Here is a 22,125-nt window from a genome sequence, read left to right on the forward strand (position 1 = left end):
GATGCGCCTGACTGCTGGATCGCCGGCACGCCTCGGCGCAAGCTGGGACGGACGCGGTACGAATTTCGCGCTGTTCTCCGCCAACGCGCAGAAGGTCGAGCTTTGCCTGTTCGACATGCAGGGCCGCCGCGAGCTCGAGCGCATCGAGCTGCCCGAGAAGACCGAGGACGTCTGGCACGGTTATCTCAACGACGTCTCGCCCGGCCAGCTCTACGGTTACCGCGTGCACGGCCCTTACGAGCCGGAGCACGGCCACCGCTTCAATGCCAACAAGCTGCTGCTCGATCCCTACGCCAAGCGGCTTGCCGGCCGCCTGGTCTGGAGCGATGCGCATTTCGCCTACCGCACCGGAAGCGCGCGCGAGGATCTGTCGTTCGACCGGCGCGACAATGCGCGCGGCATGCCGAAGGCGGTCGTGGTCGACGAGACCTTCAACTGGGGCCGGCGCGAAATCCGGCCCAACATCCCCTGGGAAGACACCATCATCTACGAGGCGCACGTCAAGGGCCTGACCCAGAAGCGCGACGACGTGCCGCCGAATCTGCGCGGCACCTATGGCGGCCTGTCCTCGCCCGCCATGATCGAGCACCTGAAAAGGCTCGGCGTCACCACGGTCGAGCTGCTGCCGGTGCACAGCTTCGTCGACGACCGCATCCTGATGGAGAAGAAGCTCGCCAATTACTGGGGCTACAACACGCTGTCCTTCTTCGCGCCGGAGCCGCGCTACGCCCAGGACAACGCGCTGGATTCCTTCCGCACCACGGTGGCGCGGCTGCACGACGCCGGCATCGAGGTGATGCTCGACGTCGTCTACAACCACACCGCCGAAGGCAATCACCTCGGCCCGACGCTGTGCTATCGCGGCATCGACAATGCCTCGTATTATTGGCTGAACCGCGAGAACCCGCGCTATTACGACGACTTCACCGGTTGCGGCTCCTCCGTGAATCTCGCCCATCCGCGCGTGCTGCAGATGGTGATGGATTCCCTGCGCTACTGGGTCGAGGTCTGCCATGTCGACGGCTTCCGCTTCGATCTGGCCACCACGCTGGCGCGCGGGCCGAACGGATTCGATCGCGGTAGCTCCTTCCTGACGGCGGTGCGGCAGGACCCCGTGCTGGCCACGGTCAAGCTCGTCGCCGAGCCGTGGGACCTCGGCCTCGGCGGCTATCAGGTCGGCGCCTTCCCCTCGCAATGGTCGGAATGGAACGACCGCTATCGCAGCGCGATGCGCCGCTACTGGAGCGGCGAAGGCAGCCTGATCGGCGACATCTCCAGCCGCATGACGGCGTCGTCCGACCTGTTCAATCACGACGGGCGGCGGCCGCGCGCCAGCATCAACCACATCACCGTCCACGACGGCTTCACGCTCGCCGACCTCTTCAGCTACAACGAGAAGCACAACGAAGCCAACGGCGAGGATAATCGCGACGGCTCCAACGACAATCACAGCAACAATTGCGGCGTGGAGGGTCCGACCGGCGATCCCAAGATCATCGGCCTGCGCCGCCAGCTGCGCAAGAACGTGCTGGCCTGCCTGATGCTGGCGCAGGGCGTCCCGCTGATCCTCGCCGGCGACGAGGTCGGCAATTCGCAATCCGGCAACAACAACGCTTATTGCCAGGACAACGAGGTCGGCTGGGTCGGCTGGGACAATCTCGGCAAGGAGGGCGACGACATGATCGATTTCGTCGCCCATCTCGCCGACATTCGCCGTAGGTTCTCGCAGCTGCGCAGCCATCGCTGGCTCGATGGCCGGCCCAAGGACGGCGTCTCCTACGGTGCGCTGTGGCTGACGCCCGAAGGCAACGAGATGACGGAGAGCGACTGGACATTCCCGGATGGGCGGTTCCTCTCCTATGTGATGGGCCCGATGGAACCGGGTGGGGCCGCGATCTTTATCGTACTGAACGCCGCTCCCGAAGAGATCGCATTCAAATTGCCGAAAATGCCCGAATACCAGAGCTGGCAGCAGATCCTGAACACGACGGATGCCAAGCTGAATACGATCGACTTCCTGCCGGGGAGCGACAGCAAGGCGCCGCCGCGCTCGGTGCTCGCCTTCGCGGGCGCGCTATGAGGCCCTCCTTCGGGGCAAGGCCGACGAAGGAGGGCGTGTCGTTCCGGCTGTGGGCGCCGGCGGCGCGGCGTGTCGACCTCCTGCTCGACAGCAGGCACGTCATGCAGCGCCGCCAGGATGGCTGGTACGTCGCCGAGATTGCCGGCCTGCCCTCCGGCAGCACGTACAAATTCAGGATCGACGACGAGATCGACGTGCCGGACCCCGCTTCGGCCTTCCAGCCGGAGGACGTGTTCGGCCCGAGCGAGGTGATCGATCACGACGCCTTCGCATGGCGCGCGCGCGAATGGCGCGGTCGTCCCTGGGAAGAAACGGTGCTGATCGAGACCCATGTCGGCACCTTCACGCCCGAGGGCACCTACCGCGCCATGATCGACAAGCTCGATCATCTCGCCGCGACCGGCATCACCGCGCTGGAATTGATGCCGCTCGCCGATTTCGCAGGACGCCGCGGCTGGGGCTATGACGGCGTGCTGTGGTATGCGCCCGACAGCGCCTATGGCCGGCCCGAAGACCTGAAGACGCTGATCGACGAGGCGCATCTGCGCGGGCTGATGGTGTTCCTCGACGTCGTCTACAACCATTTCGGCCCGGAAGGAAACTACCTCGGCCGCTACGCGCCGACGTTCTTCACCGACGCGCACACGCCGTGGGGCAGCGCGATCGATTATCGCGTGCCGCAGGCGCGCGCCTTTGCCGTCGAGAACGCGCTGTCATGGCTCAGCGATTACCGCTTCGACGGCCTGAGACTGGATGCTGCCAACCACATCATGGCGATCCCAGGCGAGCAGTCCATGCTGCAGGACCTCAGCGTCGCCGCCGGCGAACTCGCCAAGGCCACGGGACGCCACATCCATCTCGTGCTCGAGAACGGCGACAACCGCGCCAGCCTGCTCGACGCCGCGCAGGAGCCGCCGAACGGCAAATATCGCGCACAGTGGAACGACGATTATCATCACGCCTGGCACGTGATGCTGACCGGCGAGCATGCCGGCTATTATGGCGACTACCAGACGCCGCGCATGGATCTCGCGCGCGCGCTCGCCTCCGGCTTCGTCTACCAGGGCGAGATCTCCGAGTTCTGGGGCAAGAAGCCGCGCGGCGAGCCGAGCGGCAAGCTGCCGCCGGCGACCTTCGTCAACTTCCTGCAGAACCACGACCAGATCGGCAACCGCCCGCTCGGCGAACGGCTGGAAAGCCTGGCATCGCCACAGCAGATCGAGGCCGCGCTCGCTGTGACGCTTCTTGCGCCGATGGTGCCGATGCTGTTTCAGGGCAAGGAATGGGGCTCGACGGTCCCCTTCCCGTTCTTCTGCGATTTCCAGGGCGGATTGGCCGAAGCCGTGCGCAAGGGGCGCAAGCAGGAATATGCCTGGGCTTACGAAAAATACGGCGACGAGGTCCCCGACCCACTCGATCCGGCAACGCTGCAATCGGCCGTGCTCGACTGGACCGGCCGCACGCCGGAGCAGAACGCGCGATTAGCTCTCGTGCGCGACCTGCTCGCGCTGCGGCGCAAGGAGATCGTGCCGCGCTTGAAGGGCGCAAGCTTCGGCGATGCCGAGGCAGCCGACAACGGCCTCCTCACCGCCCATTGGCGCATGGGCGACGGCGCGACCTTGCGCCTCGTCGCCAATCTGTCGGATCACGAGATCGTCGCCACGCCCGGTGCGGGCACGCCGATCTGGGGCAGCGGGGCCGGCGAGCGGCTCCCGCCCTGGTCGGTGGTCTGGCATCTCGGAGGTTAGCATGGCTCCCCCGATTCCGCTCGCCACTTACCGGCTCCAGCTCACTGCGGATTTCGACTTCGACAAGGCCGCCGCGGTCGTGCCCTATCTGAAGGCGCTGGGGATCACGCACCTCTATACTTCACCGGTGATGAAGGCCCGCAAGGGCTCGACCCACGGCTACGACACCGTCGACCACGGCCAATTTAATCCCGAGCTCGGCGGCGAGGCCGGCTTTGCGCGGCTGAGCGATGCGCTTCAGCAGCATGATCTCGGGCTCATCATCGATTTCGTCCCCAACCATGTCGGCGTGCATTTTGCCGACAACCCCTGGTGGCTCGACGTGCTGGAATGGGGCCAAGCCTCACCGCACGCCGTCTCCTTCGACATCGACTGGGATCAGCTGGCTTTTCGCGCCCGCGGCGGCGTGCTGCTGCCGATCCTCGGCGCGTCCTATGGCGAGGCGCTGGAGGGCGGCGATATCGAGCTTCGCTACGCCCCCGATGAAGGAAGCTTCTCCGCCTGGTATTTCGAGCACCGCCTGCCTATCGCCCCGGAACGCTATGGCGAGATATTGCGGATGATCGTCAAGGAGGCGGACGCGGCGGACACGGAGCCGGGCAAGCGCCTGCTCGCGCTGGCGGCACGCTACACCGGATTGCGCCGGCCCAATCGCAAGGAAGCTCCCGCCTTCAAGTCCGAGCTGAAGGAGATCTCAGGCGCTGCCGACCTGATCGCGCAAGGCCTTGCCGCCTATCGCGCCGCCAAGGACCGCCCGGCGCAGACGCTCGCGCTGCATCATCTGCTCGAACGCCAGCACTACAAGCTCGGGCACTGGCGGCTCGCCTCCAGCGACATCAACTATCGCCGCTTCTTCGACGTCAACGGGCTCGCAGGCCTGCGCGTCGAGGACGCGAGCACGTTCGCTGCCACGCACCGCCTGGTCAAGCAGCTCGTTGCAGAAGGAAAGCTGCAAGGCATCCGTCTCGACCACATCGACGGCCTGCGCGACCCCGCACAATATTGCCAACGATTGCGCCGGCTGGTGCGCGATGCCCAGGGCAATACAAAGCCGTTCTACACCGTGATCGAGAAGATCCTGTGCGAGCACGAGCGCCTGCCGCATTTCGCCGGAGTCCAGGGCACCACCGGCTATGAATGGATGAACGTCATCACCCATGTGCTGATCGATCCCAGGGGGCTGGAGGCGCTGGACGAGACCTGGCGGCAGATCAGCAACCGGCCGCCGCAGCTTGCGCCCTACGTCAAGGACGCAAAGCGCCGGGTGCTGGAGACGCTGCTCACGAGTGAATTCACCGTGCTGACGCGCCTGCTCGCGCGCATCGCCAACGGACATTACTCCACGCGCGACTTCTCGGCCGACAGCCTGCGGCAGGCGCTCGAGCTTTATGTCCTGCATTTCCCGGTCTATCGCACCTATCTGACGCATAGCGGTCCGACTGCTCCAGACCGCAAGCTGATCGACGACACCATCGCGCGCGCCCGCCGGGATTGGTTTGCCGCCGACGAAGGTATCTTCGACTTCCTGCGCGATGCGCTGACCATGGACCTGCTCAAGCCCGGCCGTCCCCCGCACAGCGCCCCGCGCGTGCGCCGCTTCGCGCTCAAGGTGCAGCAATTCACCGGGCCGATGATGGCGAAGTCGCTGGAGGACACCGCGTTCTATCAATTCCACCGGCTGCTCGCGCTGAACGAGGTCGGCGGCGATCCCGCGAGTACCGGGCTCACCATTCCCGACTTCCATGAGGCCATGCAGGCCCGCGCCAGGGAGTGGCCGCACGGCATGACCGCGACGGCCACCCACGACACCAAACGCGGCGAGGATGCCCGCATGCGGATCGCGGCGCTCAGCGAGATTCCCGGCGACTGGACCAGCGCGGTGGCGCGCTGGAAAGTGCTGAACGCGCCGCAGCTCACGTTGCACGGCAACTTCCGCGCGCCATCGGCGACGTTCGAATACATGCTCTACCAGACCCTGCTCGGCGCCTGGCCGCTCGAGGAGCCGGCCGATTCCGGCTTCGTCGAGCGCATCCAGGCCTATGCGCTCAAGGCCGCGCGCGAGGGCAAGGAAGAGACGAGCTGGCTCAACCCGCATGAAGCCTATGAGAACGGCATCCAAGACTTCGTCGCGAAGATCCTCGACCCCGCCAGGTCCGCGGAATTCCTGGAGGCGCTGCAGACGCTGGCGCGCCGCGTCGCACTGCTCGGCACGCTGAACTCGCTGAGCCAGCTCACGCTCAAGGCGATGCTCCCCGGCGTGCCGGACTTCTATCAAGGCACCGAATTCTGGGACCTGTCGCTGGTCGACCCCGACAACCGCCGGCCGGTCGACTTCGCTGCACGTCATGCAGCCCTGTCAGCGTTGGAGGCGCCGGATTGGAGCGGTTTGACCAAGGCCTGGCCGGATGGCCGGCTCAAGCTGGCCTGGACACGGCATCTCCTGGCACTGCGAAGCCGTCTTCCCGATATTTTCGTCCACGGAGGCTATCAGCCGCTCGACGTGCGCGGCCCGCATGCCGACCACGTCATTGCGTTCGCTCGCACCCACGGACGCACGGCGGCCATCGTCGTCGTCGGACGTCATTTCGCGCTGTTTACGCAAGGCGGCCGGGACTGGCCGGCGCCGCTAGGATTCGACGGGGCCGTCGACATCTCCGGCTACACAGGGCCGGGCCTTGACGGCAACGAACTGCCGCTCGCGCAAGCCTTGCGTGATCTACCCGTGGCCGTCATCGAGGCGCGCAGCACGACTGCAGCGAAGCGTGCGCCCGCCTGAAGTCACTTGCCGCCATCCTTGGTGAGCAGCAATTGCCCGCGCTTCTTGATGGTGGCTTGCGCCATCTCGGCAAAGCGCTGCAACAGCCAGGGCAGCACCACCTCGACCCGGACCTGATCGTCGCCGACCTCGACCTGACCGCTCGCGACCTGCCCGAGCGCGCGGATGCGGAAATTCATGCAGTCGCCGCTCCAGCGCTCCTCCTCAACCTGCATCACGGGAATGCTCGCCGCGGCCCGGCCGAGCCCCGTCTTGAGCCGGCGCACCGCCTCCTCGCGCCCGAGACGATGCGGAATTGAAACGACGAGCGGTGCTGACATGGCGGGACCTCTTGTGACTGACTTCAGATAGTCATGCCGGGTCGATCCACAAAGGTTCCATGCGCGTTCGATCCGCCCGCCGTGTTTCAAAGGCGGAACTTTACAATCTGCGATAAGTTGCCCCCTCACAACGGGACAGGTGCAAACGACCCTTTCCATGAAGGGCTGAGGAGATTCGCATGTCAATCGGCACGATCATTCTGATCATTCTGGTCATCGCTCTGCTGGGCGGGTTCAGCGGCATCGGCGGCGGGCCGTTCTACGGCACCGGCTATTACGGCGGGGGTGGCCTTGGCCTCGTCATCGTCATCTTGCTGATCCTGCTCCTGATGGGGCGGATATAGTCGCGCAGTCATTCCGGGGCGCGCGCAAGCGCGAACCCGGAATCTTGCGCCGCATAATCTCTGGATTCCGGGTCTGCGCGATCGCGCAGCCCGGATGACGTTTTGGAAGGCGCCTACTTCACCTTCCCCGCCAGCTTCTTCATCGCCGCCTTGATCGAAGCGGCCGCATCGTCATAGCTCTCCCAGGCCTTCGTTCGCGCCAGCAGGCCCGGCACGGTGCGCAGCGTGTAACGCTTTGGATCAAGATCGCTCTTCACTTGCGCCCAGGTGACCGGCATCGACACGGTCGCGCCGGCGCGCGCGCGCGGCGACAGCGGCGCGACCGCGGTCGACATGCGGTCGTTGCGCAGGTAATCCAGGAAAATCTTTCCCTCGCGCAGCTTCTTCGACATGTTGAGCAGATAGCGTTCGGGATCGTCATCCGCCATCCACTGGCAGACGCCCTGCGCGAAGGCCTTGGCCTCTTTCCAGCTCACCTTGTCGCGCGCACCATGGCGCAGCGGCACCACGACGTGCAGGCCCTTGCCGCCCGTGGTCTTGCAGAAGCTGTCCATGCCGAGATCGGCGAGCCGCTGCCGCATCTCCTTGGCGGCCTCGACCACGTCGGCAAACACGACGTCGGGCGCCGGGTCGAGATCGAACACCAGCCGGCCTGGTGTGTCGTAGGCGTAGGGCGCGCAATTCCAGGGATGCAGCTCGACGCCGCCGATCTGCGCCACCGCGGCAAGGCCCTCGACGCGATCGATCTGGAGATACGGCTTGCGGTCGCCGGAGACCCGCGCCAGCTCCAGAAGGTTCGAGGTACCCTGCATCGCGTGGCGCTGGAAGAAGGATTCGCCCTTGATGCCGTCGGGGGCGCGGATCAGCGAACACGGCCGCCCTTTGAGGTGCACGATCATCCATTCGCCGACGGCTTCGAGATAGCGCGCAAGGTCCAGCTTGGTCACGGGAGCGCCCTCGCCGTCATCCGGCCAGAGCGGCTTGTCCGGCTTGGAAATGACGACGCCCATCACCTCGGCATTTTGCGCGGCCTTGTTCGACGACCGGCCCGCCTTTGTGCGCGCCGGCTTCCGGGCTTTGGGCTCGGCAAGCTCGGTATCGACGGGCTTCTCCGCCTCGACCTCCTCGGCCGGCTTGTCCTGCCGCAATCCCTTGAACGCGGCCTGGCGGATGTTGCCGTCGGCGGTGAAGCCGGCGAATTCGATCTCCGCGACGAGCTCCGGCTTCAGCCAATGCACCTCGCGGGACTTCTTCGGCGCATTCTTGCCGCCGAACGGGCTTTGCTTGGCCTCCACCGCCTTCAGGACGGGCATGAGGTGCTTGACCTTGTCGGCGCCGAAGCCGGTGCCGACCATGCCGACAAAGGCGAGATGATCGCCGCGCTGGACGCCGGCCATCAGCGAGCGGAATTTGCCGTTGGTGGTCTTGTAGCCGCCGATCACCACCTCGTGGCCCGCGCGGCATTTCGACTTGACCCAGCTCTCGGTGCGGCCGGACCGATACGGCGCGCTGAGCTTCTTCGACACCACGCCTTCGAGCTCGAGCTTGCAGGCCGATTGCAGCACGGCATCGCCGCCGCTCTCGAAATGCTCGACATAGCGGATCTGGGTCGATTTCCGCTTGCGCTTGTCCAGCAGCTTCTTGAGCTGCGCCTTGCGCTCGTCGAGCGGTAGCCGGCGAAAATCCTGACCCTCTGCGAAAAGCAGATCGAAGCCGAAGAAGATCAAATCGTCGGTCTTGCCGTCGGACAGCGCAGCCTGCAGCGAGGAGAAGTTCGGCGCGCCGTTGTGGTCGAGCGCGACGATCTCGCCATCGATGATCCCATCCGGCAGCGCCGCCGCTTCCTTGGCAATGGAGCCGAACTTGGCGGTCCAGTCGAGACCCTTGCGCGTCTTCAGCGTCGCCTCGCCGTCCTCGACCCGGAGCTGCACGCGATAGCCGTCGAACTTGATCTCGTGGCACCAACCCTGGTCCCCGGGCGGCCGCTCGACCAGCGTGCAGAGCTGCGGCGCCACGAAGTCCGGCATCGCCGAGACCTTCCTGGCGCTGGTCGCGGTCGTCGCGCTCTTCTTTGCCGCTTTGCCGCGCTTCAGCGCGGTACGCGGCGCCGGCTTCACCGTGCGCCCTTTCGTTTCCTCGGCACGGTTGGACTGCCAGACTGCATCGGCCTTGGCCTTGCCGCCCCTCGCCAGCATGAACGGCCTCGGCGCGCGGCCCTTGCCTTCGGCGATCTGCTCCATGGCGCGGCCGGAGGCGACGGACTTGTCCTGCTCGAGAATATCGTTATCCGCGCCTTCGCGGACGTACTCGTCACGATGCTTGATCAGGAGCCAGTTGGTCCGCTTCTCGCCGCCGCGGTTGCGCATCCGCACCAGCACCCAGCTACCGTGCAGCTTCTCGCCGTGCAGGATGAACTTCAGGTCGCCCTTCTTGAATCCCGCTTCCGGATCGTCCGCCTCCCAAGTGCCGCGGTCCCACAGCATCACCGTGCCGCCGCCATATTGCCCTTCCGGAATCGTGCCTTCGAAATCGCCATAATCGAGCGGATGATCCTCGACCTCGACGGCCAGCCGCTTGTCGTGCGGATCGAGCGATGGGCCCTTCGTCACCGCCCAGGACTTGAACACGCCATCGAACTCGAGCCTGAGGTCGTAGTGAAGCCGGGTGGCATCATGCTTCTGGATCACGAAGCGGCGCTGCTTCGAGGGCGCGATCGCCGTCTTGCCCGAAGGTTCGGGCGTCTTCTCGAAGTCCCGCTTCTGTCGGTAAGTGGAGAGTTTCTGCAGCACGACCGATCCCGCTTCTCTTTCGGCACTCAAAGCCTATCACGGCGAAAGTCCCGCCCGGAACCAAAACCCTATGGGACGGTTGGGGTTCCAAATCGCCTTGAAGCAAAACGCCTTGAAAACGCTGGAGAATGGAATGGCCCCGCGCGCCTATTGGAAGGGAACGTTGAAGCTGTCGCTGGTCAGCTGTCCGGTCGTGCTTTATCCGGCGACGACGGCGGCCGAGAAGACGCGGTTTCACCTGATCAACCGGGAGACCGGAAACCGGCTCAAGCAGCAGATGATCGATTCCGAAACGGGCGACGTCGTCGAGAGCGACCAGAAGGGCCGCGGCTACGAAGTGCGCAAGGGCAAATATGTCGAGATCGAGCCGGAAGAGCTGGACGCGGTCCAGATCGAGAGCAATCACACCATCGATATCGAGAGCTTCGTGCCGCGCGAGGAGATCGACCAGCGCTTCCTCAACCATCCCTACTACATCGCCCCCGACGGCAAGGCCGCGGTCGACGCCTTCGCCGTGATCCGGGACGCCATGAAGGACCAGGAGCGCGTGGCGCTCGCCAAGATCGTCCTCACCAACCGCGAGCACGTCATGGCGATCGAGCCGCGCGGCAAGGGCCTGCTCGGCACCACCCTGCGCTTCCCCTACGAGCTGCGCGACGAGGACCAGTTCTTCGACGACATCAAGAGCCCCAAGATCACCAAGGATATGGTCGAACTCGCCGGCCACATCCTGCAGACCAAGGCGGCGCATTTCGACCCCAGCAAGTTCAAGGACGAGTACGAGAACGCGCTGAAGGCGCTGGTGAAGCGCAAGGCCAGCGGCAAGAAGATCGAGCTGCCGGAGCCCGAGGAGCGGCCGAGCAACGTCGTCAACCTGATGGATGCGCTGAAGCAGAGCCTGAAGGGACGCGGCGGCAAGAAGGCCGCAGCGAAGCCGCACCCGCGCCGTGCGACCGGGCGGAATCGAAGTGCAAAGAAGGCGCATCGGTCGACGGCGCGGCAGAGGAAGGCGGGCTGATTTACTCCGTCCTTGCGGAAGCAGGCGGGCGCCACAACTTCCGTCGTCATGCCCGGGCTTGCCCCGGGCATCCACGCGCGTCCTGGTATGCCGATAGACGTGGATGGCCGGGTCAAGCCCGGCCATGACGAGTTTGCCTCAGGCCGGCACGCGATGCCGCGGAGCTACGCTCAATCCCCCGCCTTCAGCCGATACCCGATCCCCGTTTCCGTCAGCACATATTGCGGCCGCTCCGGATCGGCTTCAATCTTCTGGCGGAGCTGGCGGACATAGACGCGCAGATATTGCGCGTCGGTCAGCTCGTCCCAGAGCTCCCGCAGCAGGAAGCGGTGGGTGAGCACCTTGCCAGCATGCTGCACCAGCACCCGCAACAGGTCGTACTCCTTCGGCGAGAGCTTCACCTCGCGCTCGCCGACCTTGACGATGCGGCGAACGAGATCGACCGAGAGATCGCCGGTGCGGAACACCGGGCGCTCGCCCTTGACCTGAAGCTGGTGGCGCAGCGCGGCGCGCAGGCGCGCCAGCAGCTCCTCCATGCCGAATGGCTTGGTCAGATAATCGTCGGCGCCGAGATCAAGCGCCTGGACCTTGCCGGCTTCGTCGCCCCGGCTCGACAGCACCACGATGGGCACGCCTTCGTTGCGGGTGCGGATGGTGCGGAGCAGCTCGTGCCCCTGCACGTCGGGCAGGCCGAGATCGAGAATGATCAGCGCCGGCTCTTCGGCAAGCTTCTCCAGAGCCATCTTTCCGTTCGACGCCTCCAGGATGTCGTAGCCTTGCGTGGTCAATCCCATCCGCAGCAATTTGCGGATCGGCGGCTCGTCGTCGATGACCAGGACCTTGATCGGAGCAGCGCTCATGCGGCGGTATCCAATGCGTGGCTCTCTGCCGGAACGGGCAGCCGAATCGTCAGGACCGCGCCGCTCCGCCCGCCGCGATTGGCGGCGGAGATCGTGCCGCCCATCGCTTCGACGAAGCCGCGGGAGATGGCAAGTCCGAGCCCCGTCCCGGGGCGGACGTGATCGCCCTTCTGCACGCGGTAGAACTTGTCGAACACGCTTTCGAGTTCGCCGGGCGGAATGCCGGCTCCCTCGTCGGCGATCTCGAGCACGACCTGACCACCGTCACGCCGGCCACGGATCATGATCGTGGTCTCCGGCGGCGAATATTTGGCCGCGTTGTCGAGGAGGTTGAACAGCACCTGCTCGAACAGCACGGCATCGAGCTGAAGCATCGGCAGCTCGGCGGCCAGCACCAGCTCGACCTTGTGCCGGCTGAGGATCTTGCTGGCGCGCCGCAGCGCGCTGCCGACGATCTCGCCGAGGTCGTGCAGCGCCGTGTTGGGCACGATGGCGCCGGATTCGAGCTTGGTCATGTCGAGCAGATTGGCAATGAAGCGGTTGAGCCGCTCGGATTCGTCGATCACGGTGGCCAGCAGGTCGCGCTTCTCGGTGTCGGAGAGAGCGCCGGCGAGATCGCGCATGGTGGAAGCCGCTCCCAACACGGAGGCGAGAGGCGTCTTCAAATCGTGCGAGATCGAGGTGAGCAGCGCCGAGCGCAGCCGCTCGGATTCGACGGTTCGCTTGACCCGGTCCATGTCCTCGACCAGCAGCACGCGCTCGATCGCGAGCGCGCCCTGGTCGACCAGCGCATCGAGCAGCCGGCGCTGGTCCGGCGTCAGCAGCGGGCCGGTGCGATCGTTGTCGATGCCGATCACGCCGATCGGGCCGCGCCCGGTGCGCATCGGCAGGAACAGCCGCTTGGCGCCCGGCAACGTGTCCGAGCCGCGGCCGGCGGGGCGATCGTTGCGCCAGGCCCAGTTGGCGGCGGCGAGGTCGGCCTGATCGAGCTCGTCTTCGGGCGGATAACCTGACTTCACCGTGAGCAGGCCCGCGTCCGGCAACAGCAGCACCACGCGCACCTTCAGCATCAAAGCGATCTGGTAGGCGCTGGCCCACAGCACGTCGTCGAGCGTCGCGGTGCCGGCGAGCTTGCGGCTGAAGGCATAAAGTTGCTCGGTCATCCTGACCCGGCCTATGGCAGTGTCGGCCTGGATGCGCACGCGCGCGGCGACATTGGAGACGATCATCGCCACCACCAGGAACAGCAGGAAGGCGGCGACATTGGTCGGATCGGTGATCGTGAAGGTGTAGAGCGGCGGCAGGAAGAAGAAATTGTAGCACAGCGACGCCGCGACGGTCGCCAGCAGCGACGGCCATAAGCCATAGCGCACGGCAACCGCGACCACCGCCGTCAGCAGCACGAGGTCGACGTTCTCGATGCCGAACCGGGGCTGGATCAGCTCCGCGGCGCCGAGGCCGATCAGCACGATCCCGAGCGCCTTCAGATAGGGCAGCGGATCGAACGGCTCCGACCGGGCGGCGGTCTGCACCGCGGTCTTGGGCGCGGCCTCGCCGGGCATCTCGTCGCCGGCGATGACGTGGACGGTGATGTTGCCGGCGCGGCGCACCAGGTCGTGCACGACCGAGCCGCGCGTCATCTCGAACCAGCGCGAGCGGCTCGACTTGCCGATCACGATCTGGGTGACGTTGTTGCCTTGGGCGAAATTGACGACGTCGTCGGCAATGCGGCGCCCGACGGCGGGAATGGTCAGCGCTTCGCCGCCGAGCGATTCCGCCAGCCGCAGCGTATCGGCCAGCCGATCGCGCTGCTCGTCGGACAATTGCAGGGATCGCCGCGTCTCGATCGAGATCGCGGTGAACGGCGCATGCAGCCGGTCGGCCAGCCGCTTGGTGTAGCGCACGAGGCCGGCGGCGCGGGGATCCTCGCTGACGCAGACGAGGATGCGCTCGCCCGCGGCCCAGGGCCCGGCAATGGCATTGGCCTGCATATGGGTGAGGAGCTGCTCGTCAACCCGCTCGGCGGTGCGCCGCAGCGCCAGCTCGCGCAGCGCGGTGAGATTGCCCGGAGAGAAATAATGCTCCAGTGCCCGCTCGGCCTGCTTGGGCACATAGACCTTGCCCTCCTTCAGCCGCTGGATCAGATCGTCCGGCGTCAGATCGATCAGCTCGATCGCGTCGGCGCGGTCGAACACCGAGTCCGGCACGGTCTCGCGAACCCGGACATGGGTGATCTGGGCGACGACGTCGTTCAGGCTCTCGATGTGCTGGATGTTGACGGCGGTGTAGACGTCGATTCCGTGGGAGAGCAGCTCCTCGACATCCATGTAGCGCTTGGGATGGCGGCTGCCCGCCGCATTGGTGTGGGCGAGCTCGTCGGCCAATGCGATCTGCGGCCGCCGCGCAATCACCGCATCGAGATCCATCTCCTCGACGATCTGGCCGCGGTAGTCGAGCCTCTTGCGCGGGACCACTTCGAGGCCGCGCACCAGCGCCTCGGTCTCGGCGCGGCCGTGGGTTTCGACGAAACCGACCACGACATCGATGCCGGCCTTGCGCTTGGCATGGGCGCTCTGCAGCATCTCGTAGGTCTTGCCGACGCCGGGGGCGGCGCCGACGAAGATCTTCAGCTTGCCGCTCGCGCTCTCCTCCCGGCGCGCAGCTTCCAGCAGCGCCTCGGGAGACGGACGTTGTTCGGGATCGCGGCGCTCTCGGACCATCAGGGCAGTATAATCATCCGTCCACTGCGAGCCTAGACGGCTACTTCGCCGCCATGCGGTCGAGCCCGAGGTTCAACGCCAGAACATTGACCCTGGGCTCGCCGAGGAAGCCGAGCAGACGGCCTTCCGTGTGGGCGGTCACGAGCTGCCTGACCTGATCTTCCGGCATATTTCGCGCCTTGGCCACGCGCGGCACCTGGAATTGCGCCGCTTCCGGCGAGATGTTCGGGTCGAGGCCGCTAGCCGAGGTCGTCACCAGGTCGACCGGCACGGCCGCGTTCGGATTCTCGCTCCTGAGCTTGTCCACATCCTCCTTCAGCCGGTCGGCCAGCGCCTTGCTGGTCGGGCCGAGATTGGAGCCGCCCGAATTGGCGGCGTTGTAGGGGGCCGGCACCGTCTTGGTCGAATCATTCGGGTCCGGCGCAACCGTCGCCGACGGGCGGCCATGGAAATACTTGTCGTCCTTGAACTCCTGCCCGATCAGGGCGGAGCCGATCACCTTGCCCCCCTTCTCGATCAGGCTGCCCTGCGCCTGTGTCGGGAAGATTGCGCCGGCAATGGCCGTCATCGCCAGCGGATAGGCCAGGCCGGTGATGGCGGTGAGTGCCAGCAATAGGACGATGGCGGGGCGGATTTCTCTGAGCATGTTAAGTCTCCAATGATTTTGTCATTGCGAGCGAAGCATCTCTCCCGTCGTTCCGGGGCGGTGCGAAGCATCGAACCCGGAACCTCGAGATTCCGGGTTCGCCTCTTCGAGGCGCCCCGGAATGACAGAGAGAATTTGCTCCTCGCATGACAACGGTCAAGCCAAGTGGAAGGCGGTCACGACGAGGTCGATCGCCTTGATGCCGATGAAGGGGATGACGATGCCGCCGAGGCCGTAGATCAACAGGTTACGCCGCAGCAGCGCGCCAGCGCCGACGGCGCGATAGGCGACGCCCTTCAGCGCGAGCGGGATCAATCCGATGATGACCAGCGCGTTGAAGATGATCGCCGACAGGATGGCGCTCTGCGGGCTCGACAGGTTCATGACGTTGAGCACGCTGAGCTGCGGGTAGAATGCCAGGAACATCGCCGGGATGATCGCAAAGTACTTGGCCACGTCGTTGGCGATCGAGAACGTGGTCAGCGCACCGCGGGTCATCAGGAGCTGCTTGCCGATCTCGACCACCTCGATCAGCTTGGTCGGGTTGGAGTCGAGGTCGACCATGTTGCCGGCCTCGCGGGCGGCCTGGGTGCCGGTGTTCATGGCGACGCCGACGTCGGCCTGCGCGAGCGCCGGCGCGTCGTTGGTGCCGTCGCCGCACATGGCCACCAGCTTGCCCTTGGCCTGCTCGTCCCGGATCAGCTTGAGCTTGTCCTCGGGCGTTGCCTGCGCCAGGAAGTCGTCGACCCCGGCTTCGGCCGCGATGGCGGCAGCCGTCATCGGATTGTCGCCGGTGATCATGATGGTGCGGATGCCCATGCGGCGCAGCTCCGCGAAGCGCTCGCGAATGCCGCCCTTGACGATGTCCTTGAGCTGGACGATCCCGAGCAGCCTGCCATCCCTGGCGACAGCCAGCGGCGTGCCGCCCGATTTGGAGACCTCGTCGGCAATGGCGCTGATCTCGCGGCCCGCCTCCGACAAGGCCACGGGCTGCATGGCCCGCGCCGCATTGCCCGAGGCGATCGCGGTCGGTGCCCCGCCGCCGACATAATTGAGGATGGCGTCGACCGCGCCCTTGCGCACCGAGGAGCCGCCGGCATCGACGCCACTCATGCGGGTCTGGGCCGTGAACGGAACGAAGGTCGCGCCCAGCTCCGCCATGTCGCGGCCGCGGATGCCGTACTTCTCCTTGGCCAGAACGACGATGGAGCGGCCTTCCGGCGTCTCGTCGGCGAGCGAGGCGAGCTGGGCGGCGTCCGCCAGTTCCTGCTCGGTGACGCCTCGCACGGGACGGAACGCGGTCGCCTGCCGGTTGCCGAGCGTGATGGTGCCGGTCTTGTCGAGCAGCAGCGTGTCGACGTCTCCGGCGGCCTCGACCGCGCGGCCCGACATCGCCAGCACGTTGAAGCGGACGAGGCGGTCCATGCCGGCGATGCCGATCGCCGACAGCAGCGCGCCGATCGTGGTCGGGATCAGCGTCACGAACAGCGCCACCAGCACGATCACCGAGATCGAGCCGCCGGCATAGGCCGCGTAGCTCGGGATCGTCACGGTGGCGAACACGAAGATGATGGTGAGGCCGGCGAGCAGAATGTTGAGCGCGATCTCGTTCGGCGTCTTCTGCCGCTCCGCGCCCTCGACCAGCTTGATCATGCGATCGATAAAGGTCGAGCCCTGGGCTGCCGTGATGCGGACGCGGATCCAGTCCGACAGCACCTGCGTGCCGCCTGTCACCGCCGAACGGTCGCCGCCGGACTCGCGGATCACGGGCGCCGACTCGCCGGTGATGGCGGCCTCGTTGACGGAGGCGACGCCCTCGATCACCTCGCCGTCCGAGGGGATCGTGTCGCCCGCCTCGACCAGCACGAGATCGCCGACCTTCAGGCTGGTGCCCGAGACGAGCTTGTAGTCGCCGCCCACGCCACTCAGGAGCTTGGCCTGGCTCTCGGTGCGAGTCTTCCGCAGCGTCTCGGCCTGCGCCTTGCCCCGGCCCTCGGCCACCGCTTCAGCAAGGTTGGCGAACAGCACGGTGAACCACAGCCAGAGGATGATCTGGAAGGTGAAGCCGAGATTCTCGCCGCCGGTGAGAAGATCGCGCAGGAAGATCACGGTGGTGAGCGCGGCGACGATCTCGACCACGAACATGACGGGGTTCTTGATCATGGCGCGCGGATCGAGCTTGGCGAAGGCCGCGCCGATCGCCGGCATCACGATCTTCGGATCCAGCATCGCCGAGACGGGCATGCGCTTGTTGGGTTTATGGACGGGTTCCATGGAGGTCACTCCGAAAGAGCTGGATCAGAACAGGTTGCCGGCGTTCATCGCGAGGTGCTCGACGATGGGGCCGAGCGCGAGCGCCGGGAAGAAGGTCAGGCCGCCCATGATCAGGATGACGCCGACGACGAGGCCGACGAACAGGCCGCCCGTGGTGGGGAACGTCCCCATCGACGGCGGGATCGATTTCTTGGCCGCGAGCGAGCCCGCGATCGCCATGGCCGGCACGATCATGAAGAAGCGGCCGACGAACATCGCGCTGGCAAGCGTGAGATTGTAGAAGAAGGTGTTGCCGGTGAGGCCCGCGAAGGCCGAGCCGTTGTTGGCCGCCCCCGAGGTGAAAGCGTACAGCACTTCGGTGAAGCCGTGCGGCCCGGCATTCGCCATGGAGGCGACCGCCGCCGGATAGACCACGGCGACGGCGGTCCAGCCGAGAATCATCAGCGGCAGGACGAGAATGGCGAGCATCGCCATCTTGACCTCGCGCGCCTCGATCTTCTTGCCGACATATTCCGGGGTGCGGCCGACCATGAGCCCCGCGACAAAGATCGCGAGGATGACGAACAGCAGCATGCCGTACATGCCGGCACCGACGCCGCCGACGATGATCTCGCCGAGCTGCATGTTGATCAGCGGGATCATGCCGCCGAGCGCAGTGAAGCTGTCGTGCATGGCGTTGACGGCACCGCAGGAGGCCGCGGTCGTGATCACGGCGAACAGGGAGGACGCGACGATGCCGAAGCGGACCTCCTTGCCTTCCATGTTGCCGCCGGTCAGGCCCAGCGCATGCATTGTCGCGGTGCCGCTGGCTTCCGCCCAATAGCAGACGCCGACGCCGGCGACGAACAGCACGCCCATCACCGCGAGGATCGCCCAGCCCTGGCGCTGGTTGCCGACCATCCGTCCGAACACGTTGGTGAGCGCCGCGCCGAGCACGAAGATCGAGAGCATCTGCACGAAGTTCGACAGCGCGGTCGGATTCTCGAACGGATGCGCGGCGTTGGCATTGAAGAAGCCGCCGCCATTGGTGCCGAGCATCTTGATCGCGACCTGCGAGGCGACCGGGCCGACCGCGATGGTCTGCTTGGCCCCCTCGAGCGTGGTCGCCTCGACATAGGCCCCGAGCGTCTGCGGCATGCCCTGCCAGACCAGGAACAGCGTGTAGACGATGCAGATCGGCAGCAGGACGTAGAGCGTGCAGCGGGTGACGTCCACCCAGAAATTGCCGACCGTGCGTACGGAGGCGCGGGCAAAGCCGCGGATGAGGGCAACGGCCAGCACGATGCCGGTCGCCGCCGACAGAAAATTCTGGTGCGTGAGGCCGACCATCTGGGTCAGATAGGACAGCGTGCTCTCGCCTCCGTAGTTCTGCCAGTTGGTGTTGGTGATGAAGGAGATCGCGGTGTTGAAGGACAGATCCTCCGCAACCGCGGACTGCCCGGCCGGATTGAAGGGCAGCATGGCCTGGAGCCGCATCAGGCCGTAGATGACGAGGAAGCCGCCGACGTGGAACAGCAGCATGGCGACCGTGTAGGTCAGCCAGTGCTGCTCGCGCTTCTCGTCGACGCCGGAGATCCAGTAGATGCCGGCCTCGATCGGGCGCAGGACCGGCGACAGGAAGGTGCGCTCGCCGCCAAACACGCGCGTCATGTACCCGCCGAGTGGCTTGGTCAGCGCGACGACGATCGCGCAATAAAGAATGATCTGGAACCAACCGATCACAGTCATGGCATTAACCCTTCAGGCTTTGGGTCCGGCGCAACAGCGGCAGGAGCAACGCAAGCAGGCCCGCAACGAGCGCGGCGTCGGCCAGCAGCAATTCGACAAGCAGCAGCACGGCGTCAAAACCGCTCGGGCCGCAGCAGTGCATAGGTGAGATAGATCAAGAGGCCGAACGAGACGGCGCCCGCGAGCGTGTAATCAAAGATCATGGCCCGCTCCGTTACAGCCGTTCACAGGCGTAGGTGTAACCGATCGCGAGGGCGAAAAAGGCGACGGCGAGCGCCACCATCAGAAGGTCCATCATGAAAGTGCTCCTCGTTGCGACAACCTTGGACGCAACCCCATTTTCTGCTTCCGGCAGCCCGCTTGCGATGAATCAATCACGGCACATGTTCCGTGGCGCCCGCCGGGAGCTCTCACCGCGCTGAAGTGCCATCCGGGACATAGGTTTTCGAGATGAGGGCTATGGCAAAGTTATAGGAATCTCATAAAAGCCCGCCCCCTCGCACGGTCACAGGCAGGCTGATCGGCTGCCCTCTCCGCGTTCGCCGGGTGAGTGGAGCATGGCGCAAAGCCCCGCACCTTTTATGATATCCCTATATCTCCCGCCCCCTCATCATCTCGTTTTCAAATGCCATTCCAGCCATCTTGGAGAGGCCGGCCGACTGACCGACGCCAAATTCCAGGAGGCCTGACATGACCGCCGCTTTCCGACGTTACGATGCACCATCACTCGGCGACCGCTTGGGCAATGCGCAGGCGATGACGCGGCCGCTGATGCTCGACATCATCGCACACGCCTGCCGGCGCATCCCCTCGCGCGGCCAGGACGGCCGCACCGCACGCCTCACGCGCCTGATCGACGCCGAGGCCTGGGCGGACGCGGCGCTGGTGCTGATGGAGCTGGAGCTGCCGATGTGGCAGGTCCGCCGCATCGCCTATGACGAGGGCGAGTGGCATTGCGCGCTCTCGCGCGAGCGCGAGCTGCCGGACTGGCTGGATGCCGCGGTCGAGGCGCGCCATGCCGACCTCGCGCTCGCCCTGCTGTCGGCGTTCCTCGAGGTGCAGGGGCTGGCGGCGGATGTACCGCGGCCCAGCGTTCCTTTTCGTCCTGCCGTCCGTCCTGCGCCGGATCCGCTCTGCGAGCCGGTGGTCTGCGACAATTTCGGCTAGACTCGCCCGACGGATCGACGCCATGCCGCAAGCTCCGGACATGCTGCGCACGCTGAGCCCGCGCGCGTGATCGCGCGATTCGCCGTCCGTCTCGTGCTCCTCATGGGCTTTGCCGCATTCGGCAGCGTCGGCTTCGGCCGAAGCCTCGCCGTGCTGCTCTGGATGTCGATCGTCCTGTGCGCGCTCGCCAGCCTCGTCAGGCGGGAGCCTCTGTTCGGGGCCGCGCTCAATCATTGGGACGAGGCAGTCGCCTTCGCCGCGCTGTTCGCGCTGGTCCACATCGTCATCGATCCGGCCTGAACGGCACAGCGCCGGCTTTATAACCTTCCTATGAGATCGCCGCGCACTCGCCCTCGAAATCATATTCGCGGCTGGCGATATTGAGCACGCCGGCAAGGAGATGCGTCCGAGGCCGGCATCGTTCAAAAGGATCAAACCCGTGAAACTCGTCGAACCTCCCTCGTGCAGCTCGCCTTCGACCGTCGTCTTCATCGGCAGGAATCGCCGGGGACAATGGGTCGCCCAGGAGCAGAACGGCCTCTATGGCGGCCTGTTCGTCAGCCGCGCCCAGGCAATCAAATATGCGCTGTTCGAGAACGGACAGCATCCCGAAACCATCGTCGAGTTGCCGCGCGAACTCGAGCTGGACATGGGCAAGCGCCCCGACATCATCGTCTCGCGGAGCGCCGCTTGAACCGGCGCCGACAGGCAACCACCATGCTCATCCCTCCCGCTGCCTGGTTCACCGGATTCATTCCTGACCTGCCGACCCCGTTCGACGCGGCGGATGGGATCGACCTCGAGGCGTTCGCCGCGCTGTGCGAGCGACAGGTCGCGGCCGGCGTTCCCGCCATCGTGGTCTGCGAGACGGCCGGGGAAGCGCCGACACTGTCGCCGGCCGAGCAGGAGCTCGTCATTCGCACCGCGGTCGACGTCGCCCGCGGCCGCGTGCGGGTCATCGCAGGCGCCGTCTCGAACTCAACCAGCCACGCCATCGAGCTTGCGCGGCGCGCGGAGGCGGCCGGCGCCGACGCCGTCATGTCGGTCGTGCCCGCCTACAACAAGCCGATGCAGGAAGGCATGCTCGCGCATTTCCGCACCATCGCCGGCGCGATCGGCCTTCCCGTGATCCTGCACGACATTCCCTCCCGCACGCTGCGCCCGCTTGGCGACGAGACGCTTCTGCGCTTGCTCGAATCCCGTCAGCTCGTCGCTCTGCGCGACGGGAGCGGCGACATCACCCGTCCGATGCGGCTGTCACGCAATCTGCCGGCGAATTTTCGCTTTCTCTCCGGCGACGACAGCACTGCGTTCGCTTTGATCGTGGACGGCGGCGACGGCGCCATCTCGGAGGTCGCCAACATCGCTCCGGATCTCTGCCGGACGATCTTCTCGCATGTGAGGCAGGGCAGGCTGCAATCCGCCCGCTACCTGCACAAGCGCCTGATCCCGCTCATCGCCTGCCTGTCCAGGGAAAGTCCTGCCGCGCTCAAATACGGTCTCAGCGTCCTCGGCCTGACGTCGGCCGCCACCCGGCTTCCGATCGTGCCGATGGACGCCACGGCGCAGAGAGGCGTAGTGCGCGCATTCGCTGCGATCGCCGACGAGGAATTGATCGACAGCATCGGAGCCTGACGCGGCGAGGCCCGTCCGGA

Annotated in this window: 17 protein-coding genes; 9 read left to right on the forward strand and 8 right to left on the reverse strand. The window is 65.9% G+C overall.

The window, feature by feature from the left end; translation table 11 throughout:
- Window position 1 precedes the first annotated feature (1 nt).
- From glgX to treY, 3 genes are read left to right on the forward strand one after another with little or no spacing between them, the layout of a single operon-like run.
- Window positions 2–2,080, forward strand: coding sequence for a glycogen debranching protein GlgX (gene glgX / locus AC3WLX_RS15310; protein WP_492336570.1), 2,079 nt, complete (start codon window positions 2–4; stop codon window positions 2,078–2,080).
- A complete protein-coding gene (gene treZ / locus AC3WLX_RS15315) occupies window positions 2,077–3,828 on the forward strand; it encodes a malto-oligosyltrehalose trehalohydrolase (RefSeq protein ID WP_492336571.1) in 1,752 nt (583 codons plus the stop codon). The genes glgX and treZ overlap by 4 nt, the downstream gene beginning before the upstream one ends.
- 1 nt (window position 3,829) lies before the next feature.
- Window positions 3,830–6,604 carry a malto-oligosyltrehalose synthase gene (treY, locus tag AC3WLX_RS15320; protein ID WP_492336572.1) on the forward strand — a complete coding sequence of 925 codons (2,775 nt, stop codon included), beginning with the start codon at window positions 3,830–3,832 and terminating at the stop codon, window positions 6,602–6,604.
- Window positions 6,605–6,606: 2 nt separating this feature from the next.
- On the opposite strand, the gene AC3WLX_RS15325 is transcribed toward treY, so the two are convergent.
- Window positions 6,607–6,924 carry a polyhydroxyalkanoic acid system family protein gene (locus AC3WLX_RS15325; RefSeq protein ID WP_291627678.1) on the reverse strand — a complete coding sequence of 106 codons (318 nt, stop codon included), beginning with the start codon at window positions 6,922–6,924 and terminating at the stop codon, window positions 6,607–6,609.
- Between the two features lie 179 nt (window positions 6,925–7,103).
- Here AC3WLX_RS15325 and AC3WLX_RS15330 point away from each other — a divergent pair, with 179 nt between their 5' ends.
- Window positions 7,104–7,268 (forward strand): DUF3309 family protein, encoded by a 165-nt coding sequence (locus AC3WLX_RS15330; RefSeq protein ID WP_018318514.1) that lies wholly within the window; start codon window positions 7,104–7,106, stop codon window positions 7,266–7,268.
- A gap of 113 nt (window positions 7,269–7,381) precedes the next feature.
- On the opposite strand, the gene ligD is transcribed toward AC3WLX_RS15330, so the two are convergent.
- On the reverse strand, window positions 7,382–10,057 hold the full coding sequence (gene ligD / locus AC3WLX_RS15335) for a DNA ligase D (protein ID WP_492336573.1): 2,676 nt from the start codon (window positions 10,055–10,057) through the stop codon (window positions 7,382–7,384).
- Window positions 10,058–10,190: 133 nt separating this feature from the next.
- On the opposite strand from ligD, the gene ku reads away from it, so the two are divergent.
- The gene (gene ku, locus AC3WLX_RS15340) at window positions 10,191–11,075 is read left to right on the forward strand and encodes a non-homologous end joining protein Ku (RefSeq protein WP_291631492.1); all 885 of its coding nucleotides are present in this window, start codon (window positions 10,191–10,193) and stop codon (window positions 11,073–11,075) included.
- Between the two features lie 170 nt (window positions 11,076–11,245).
- Here ku and AC3WLX_RS15345 read toward each other — a convergent pair whose 3' ends face one another.
- The 6 genes from AC3WLX_RS15345 to AC3WLX_RS15370 all read right to left on the reverse strand — a co-directional run bounded on the left by AC3WLX_RS15345 (window position 11,246) and on the right by AC3WLX_RS15370 (window position 19,506).
- Window positions 11,246–11,935, reverse strand: coding sequence for a response regulator (locus AC3WLX_RS15345; protein WP_492336574.1), 690 nt, complete (start codon window positions 11,933–11,935; stop codon window positions 11,246–11,248).
- Complete coding sequence (locus AC3WLX_RS15350; protein WP_492336575.1) at window positions 11,932–14,655, reverse strand: DUF4118 domain-containing protein; 2,724 nt, start codon at window positions 14,653–14,655, stop codon at window positions 11,932–11,934. Before AC3WLX_RS15350 ends, AC3WLX_RS15345 begins: the two co-directional genes overlap by 4 nt.
- A 40-nt stretch (window positions 14,656–14,695) precedes the next feature.
- A complete protein-coding gene (locus tag AC3WLX_RS15355; RefSeq protein ID WP_492336576.1) occupies window positions 14,696–15,301 on the reverse strand; it encodes a K(+)-transporting ATPase subunit C in 606 nt (201 codons plus the stop codon).
- A gap of 156 nt (window positions 15,302–15,457) precedes the next feature.
- Window positions 15,458–17,575: a potassium-transporting ATPase subunit KdpB gene (gene kdpB, locus AC3WLX_RS15360; protein ID WP_492336577.1), complete on the reverse strand. Its 2,118-nt coding sequence runs from the start codon at window positions 17,573–17,575 to the stop codon at window positions 15,458–15,460.
- A gap of 24 nt (window positions 17,576–17,599) precedes the next feature.
- Window positions 17,600–19,303, reverse strand: coding sequence for a potassium-transporting ATPase subunit KdpA (gene kdpA, locus AC3WLX_RS15365; RefSeq protein WP_492336578.1), 1,704 nt, complete (start codon window positions 19,301–19,303; stop codon window positions 17,600–17,602).
- 113 nt (window positions 19,304–19,416) lie between these two features.
- Window positions 19,417–19,506, reverse strand: coding sequence for a K(+)-transporting ATPase subunit F (locus tag AC3WLX_RS15370; protein WP_035677463.1), 90 nt, complete (start codon window positions 19,504–19,506; stop codon window positions 19,417–19,419).
- A 487-nt stretch (window positions 19,507–19,993) separates the two neighbouring features.
- Between AC3WLX_RS15370 and AC3WLX_RS15375 the strand changes: the two genes are divergently transcribed.
- The 4 genes from AC3WLX_RS15375 (at window position 19,994) to dapA (ending at window position 22,105) form a co-directional block, all read left to right on the forward strand.
- The gene (locus AC3WLX_RS15375; RefSeq protein WP_492336579.1) at window positions 19,994–20,470 is read left to right on the forward strand and encodes a hypothetical protein; all 477 of its coding nucleotides are present in this window, start codon (window positions 19,994–19,996) and stop codon (window positions 20,468–20,470) included.
- Between the two features lie 102 nt (window positions 20,471–20,572).
- Window positions 20,573–20,770 carry a hypothetical protein gene (locus tag AC3WLX_RS15380; protein WP_492337299.1) on the forward strand — a complete coding sequence of 66 codons (198 nt, stop codon included), beginning with the start codon at window positions 20,573–20,575 and terminating at the stop codon, window positions 20,768–20,770.
- Window positions 20,771–20,909: 139 nt separating this feature from the next.
- Window positions 20,910–21,164 carry a hypothetical protein gene (locus AC3WLX_RS15385; protein WP_492336580.1) on the forward strand — a complete coding sequence of 85 codons (255 nt, stop codon included), beginning with the start codon at window positions 20,910–20,912 and terminating at the stop codon, window positions 21,162–21,164.
- Between the two features lie 23 nt (window positions 21,165–21,187).
- The gene (gene dapA / locus AC3WLX_RS15390) at window positions 21,188–22,105 is read left to right on the forward strand and encodes a 4-hydroxy-tetrahydrodipicolinate synthase (protein ID WP_492336581.1); all 918 of its coding nucleotides are present in this window, start codon (window positions 21,188–21,190) and stop codon (window positions 22,103–22,105) included.
- Window positions 22,106–22,125: the final 20 nt, after the last annotated feature.

Source organism: Bradyrhizobium sp. FW305-F6, from assembly GCF_058782905.1.

What these genes read in the sequence shown, in the direction of transcription:
- treY (WP_492336572.1), top strand. Translation starts at nt 3,830, where the DNA reads ATGGCTCCCCCGATTCCGCTCGCCACTTACCGGCTCCAGCTCACTGCG.
- AC3WLX_RS15325 (WP_291627678.1), bottom strand. Translation starts at nt 6,924, where the DNA reads ATGTCAGCACCGCTCGTCGTTTCAATTCCGCATCGTCTCGGGCGCGAG.
- kdpB (WP_492336577.1), bottom strand. Translation starts at nt 17,575, where the DNA reads ATGGAACCCGTCCATAAACCCAACAAGCGCATGCCCGTCTCGGCGATG.
- AC3WLX_RS15345 (WP_492336574.1), bottom strand. Translation starts at nt 11,935, where the DNA reads ATGAGCGCTGCTCCGATCAAGGTCCTGGTCATCGACGACGAGCCGCCG.
- AC3WLX_RS15330 (WP_018318514.1), top strand. Translation starts at nt 7,104, where the DNA reads ATGTCAATCGGCACGATCATTCTGATCATTCTGGTCATCGCTCTGCTG.
- AC3WLX_RS15370 (WP_035677463.1), bottom strand. Translation starts at nt 19,506, where the DNA reads ATGATCTTTGATTACACGCTCGCGGGCGCCGTCTCGTTCGGCCTCTTG.
- AC3WLX_RS15380 (WP_492337299.1), top strand. Translation starts at nt 20,573, where the DNA reads ATGGGCTTTGCCGCATTCGGCAGCGTCGGCTTCGGCCGAAGCCTCGCC.
- AC3WLX_RS15375 (WP_492336579.1), top strand. Translation starts at nt 19,994, where the DNA reads ATGACCGCCGCTTTCCGACGTTACGATGCACCATCACTCGGCGACCGC.
- AC3WLX_RS15350 (WP_492336575.1), bottom strand. Translation starts at nt 14,655, where the DNA reads ATGGTCCGAGAGCGCCGCGATCCCGAACAACGTCCGTCTCCCGAGGCG.
- dapA (WP_492336581.1), top strand. Translation starts at nt 21,188, where the DNA reads ATGCTCATCCCTCCCGCTGCCTGGTTCACCGGATTCATTCCTGACCTG.
- treZ (WP_492336571.1), top strand. Translation starts at nt 2,077, where the DNA reads ATGAGGCCCTCCTTCGGGGCAAGGCCGACGAAGGAGGGCGTGTCGTTC.
- glgX (WP_492336570.1), top strand. Translation starts at nt 2, where the DNA reads ATGCGCCTGACTGCTGGATCGCCGGCACGCCTCGGCGCAAGCTGGGAC.
- kdpA (WP_492336578.1), bottom strand. Translation starts at nt 19,303, where the DNA reads ATGACTGTGATCGGTTGGTTCCAGATCATTCTTTATTGCGCGATCGTC.
- ku (WP_291631492.1), top strand. Translation starts at nt 10,191, where the DNA reads ATGGCCCCGCGCGCCTATTGGAAGGGAACGTTGAAGCTGTCGCTGGTC.
- AC3WLX_RS15355 (WP_492336576.1), bottom strand. Translation starts at nt 15,301, where the DNA reads ATGCTCAGAGAAATCCGCCCCGCCATCGTCCTATTGCTGGCACTCACC.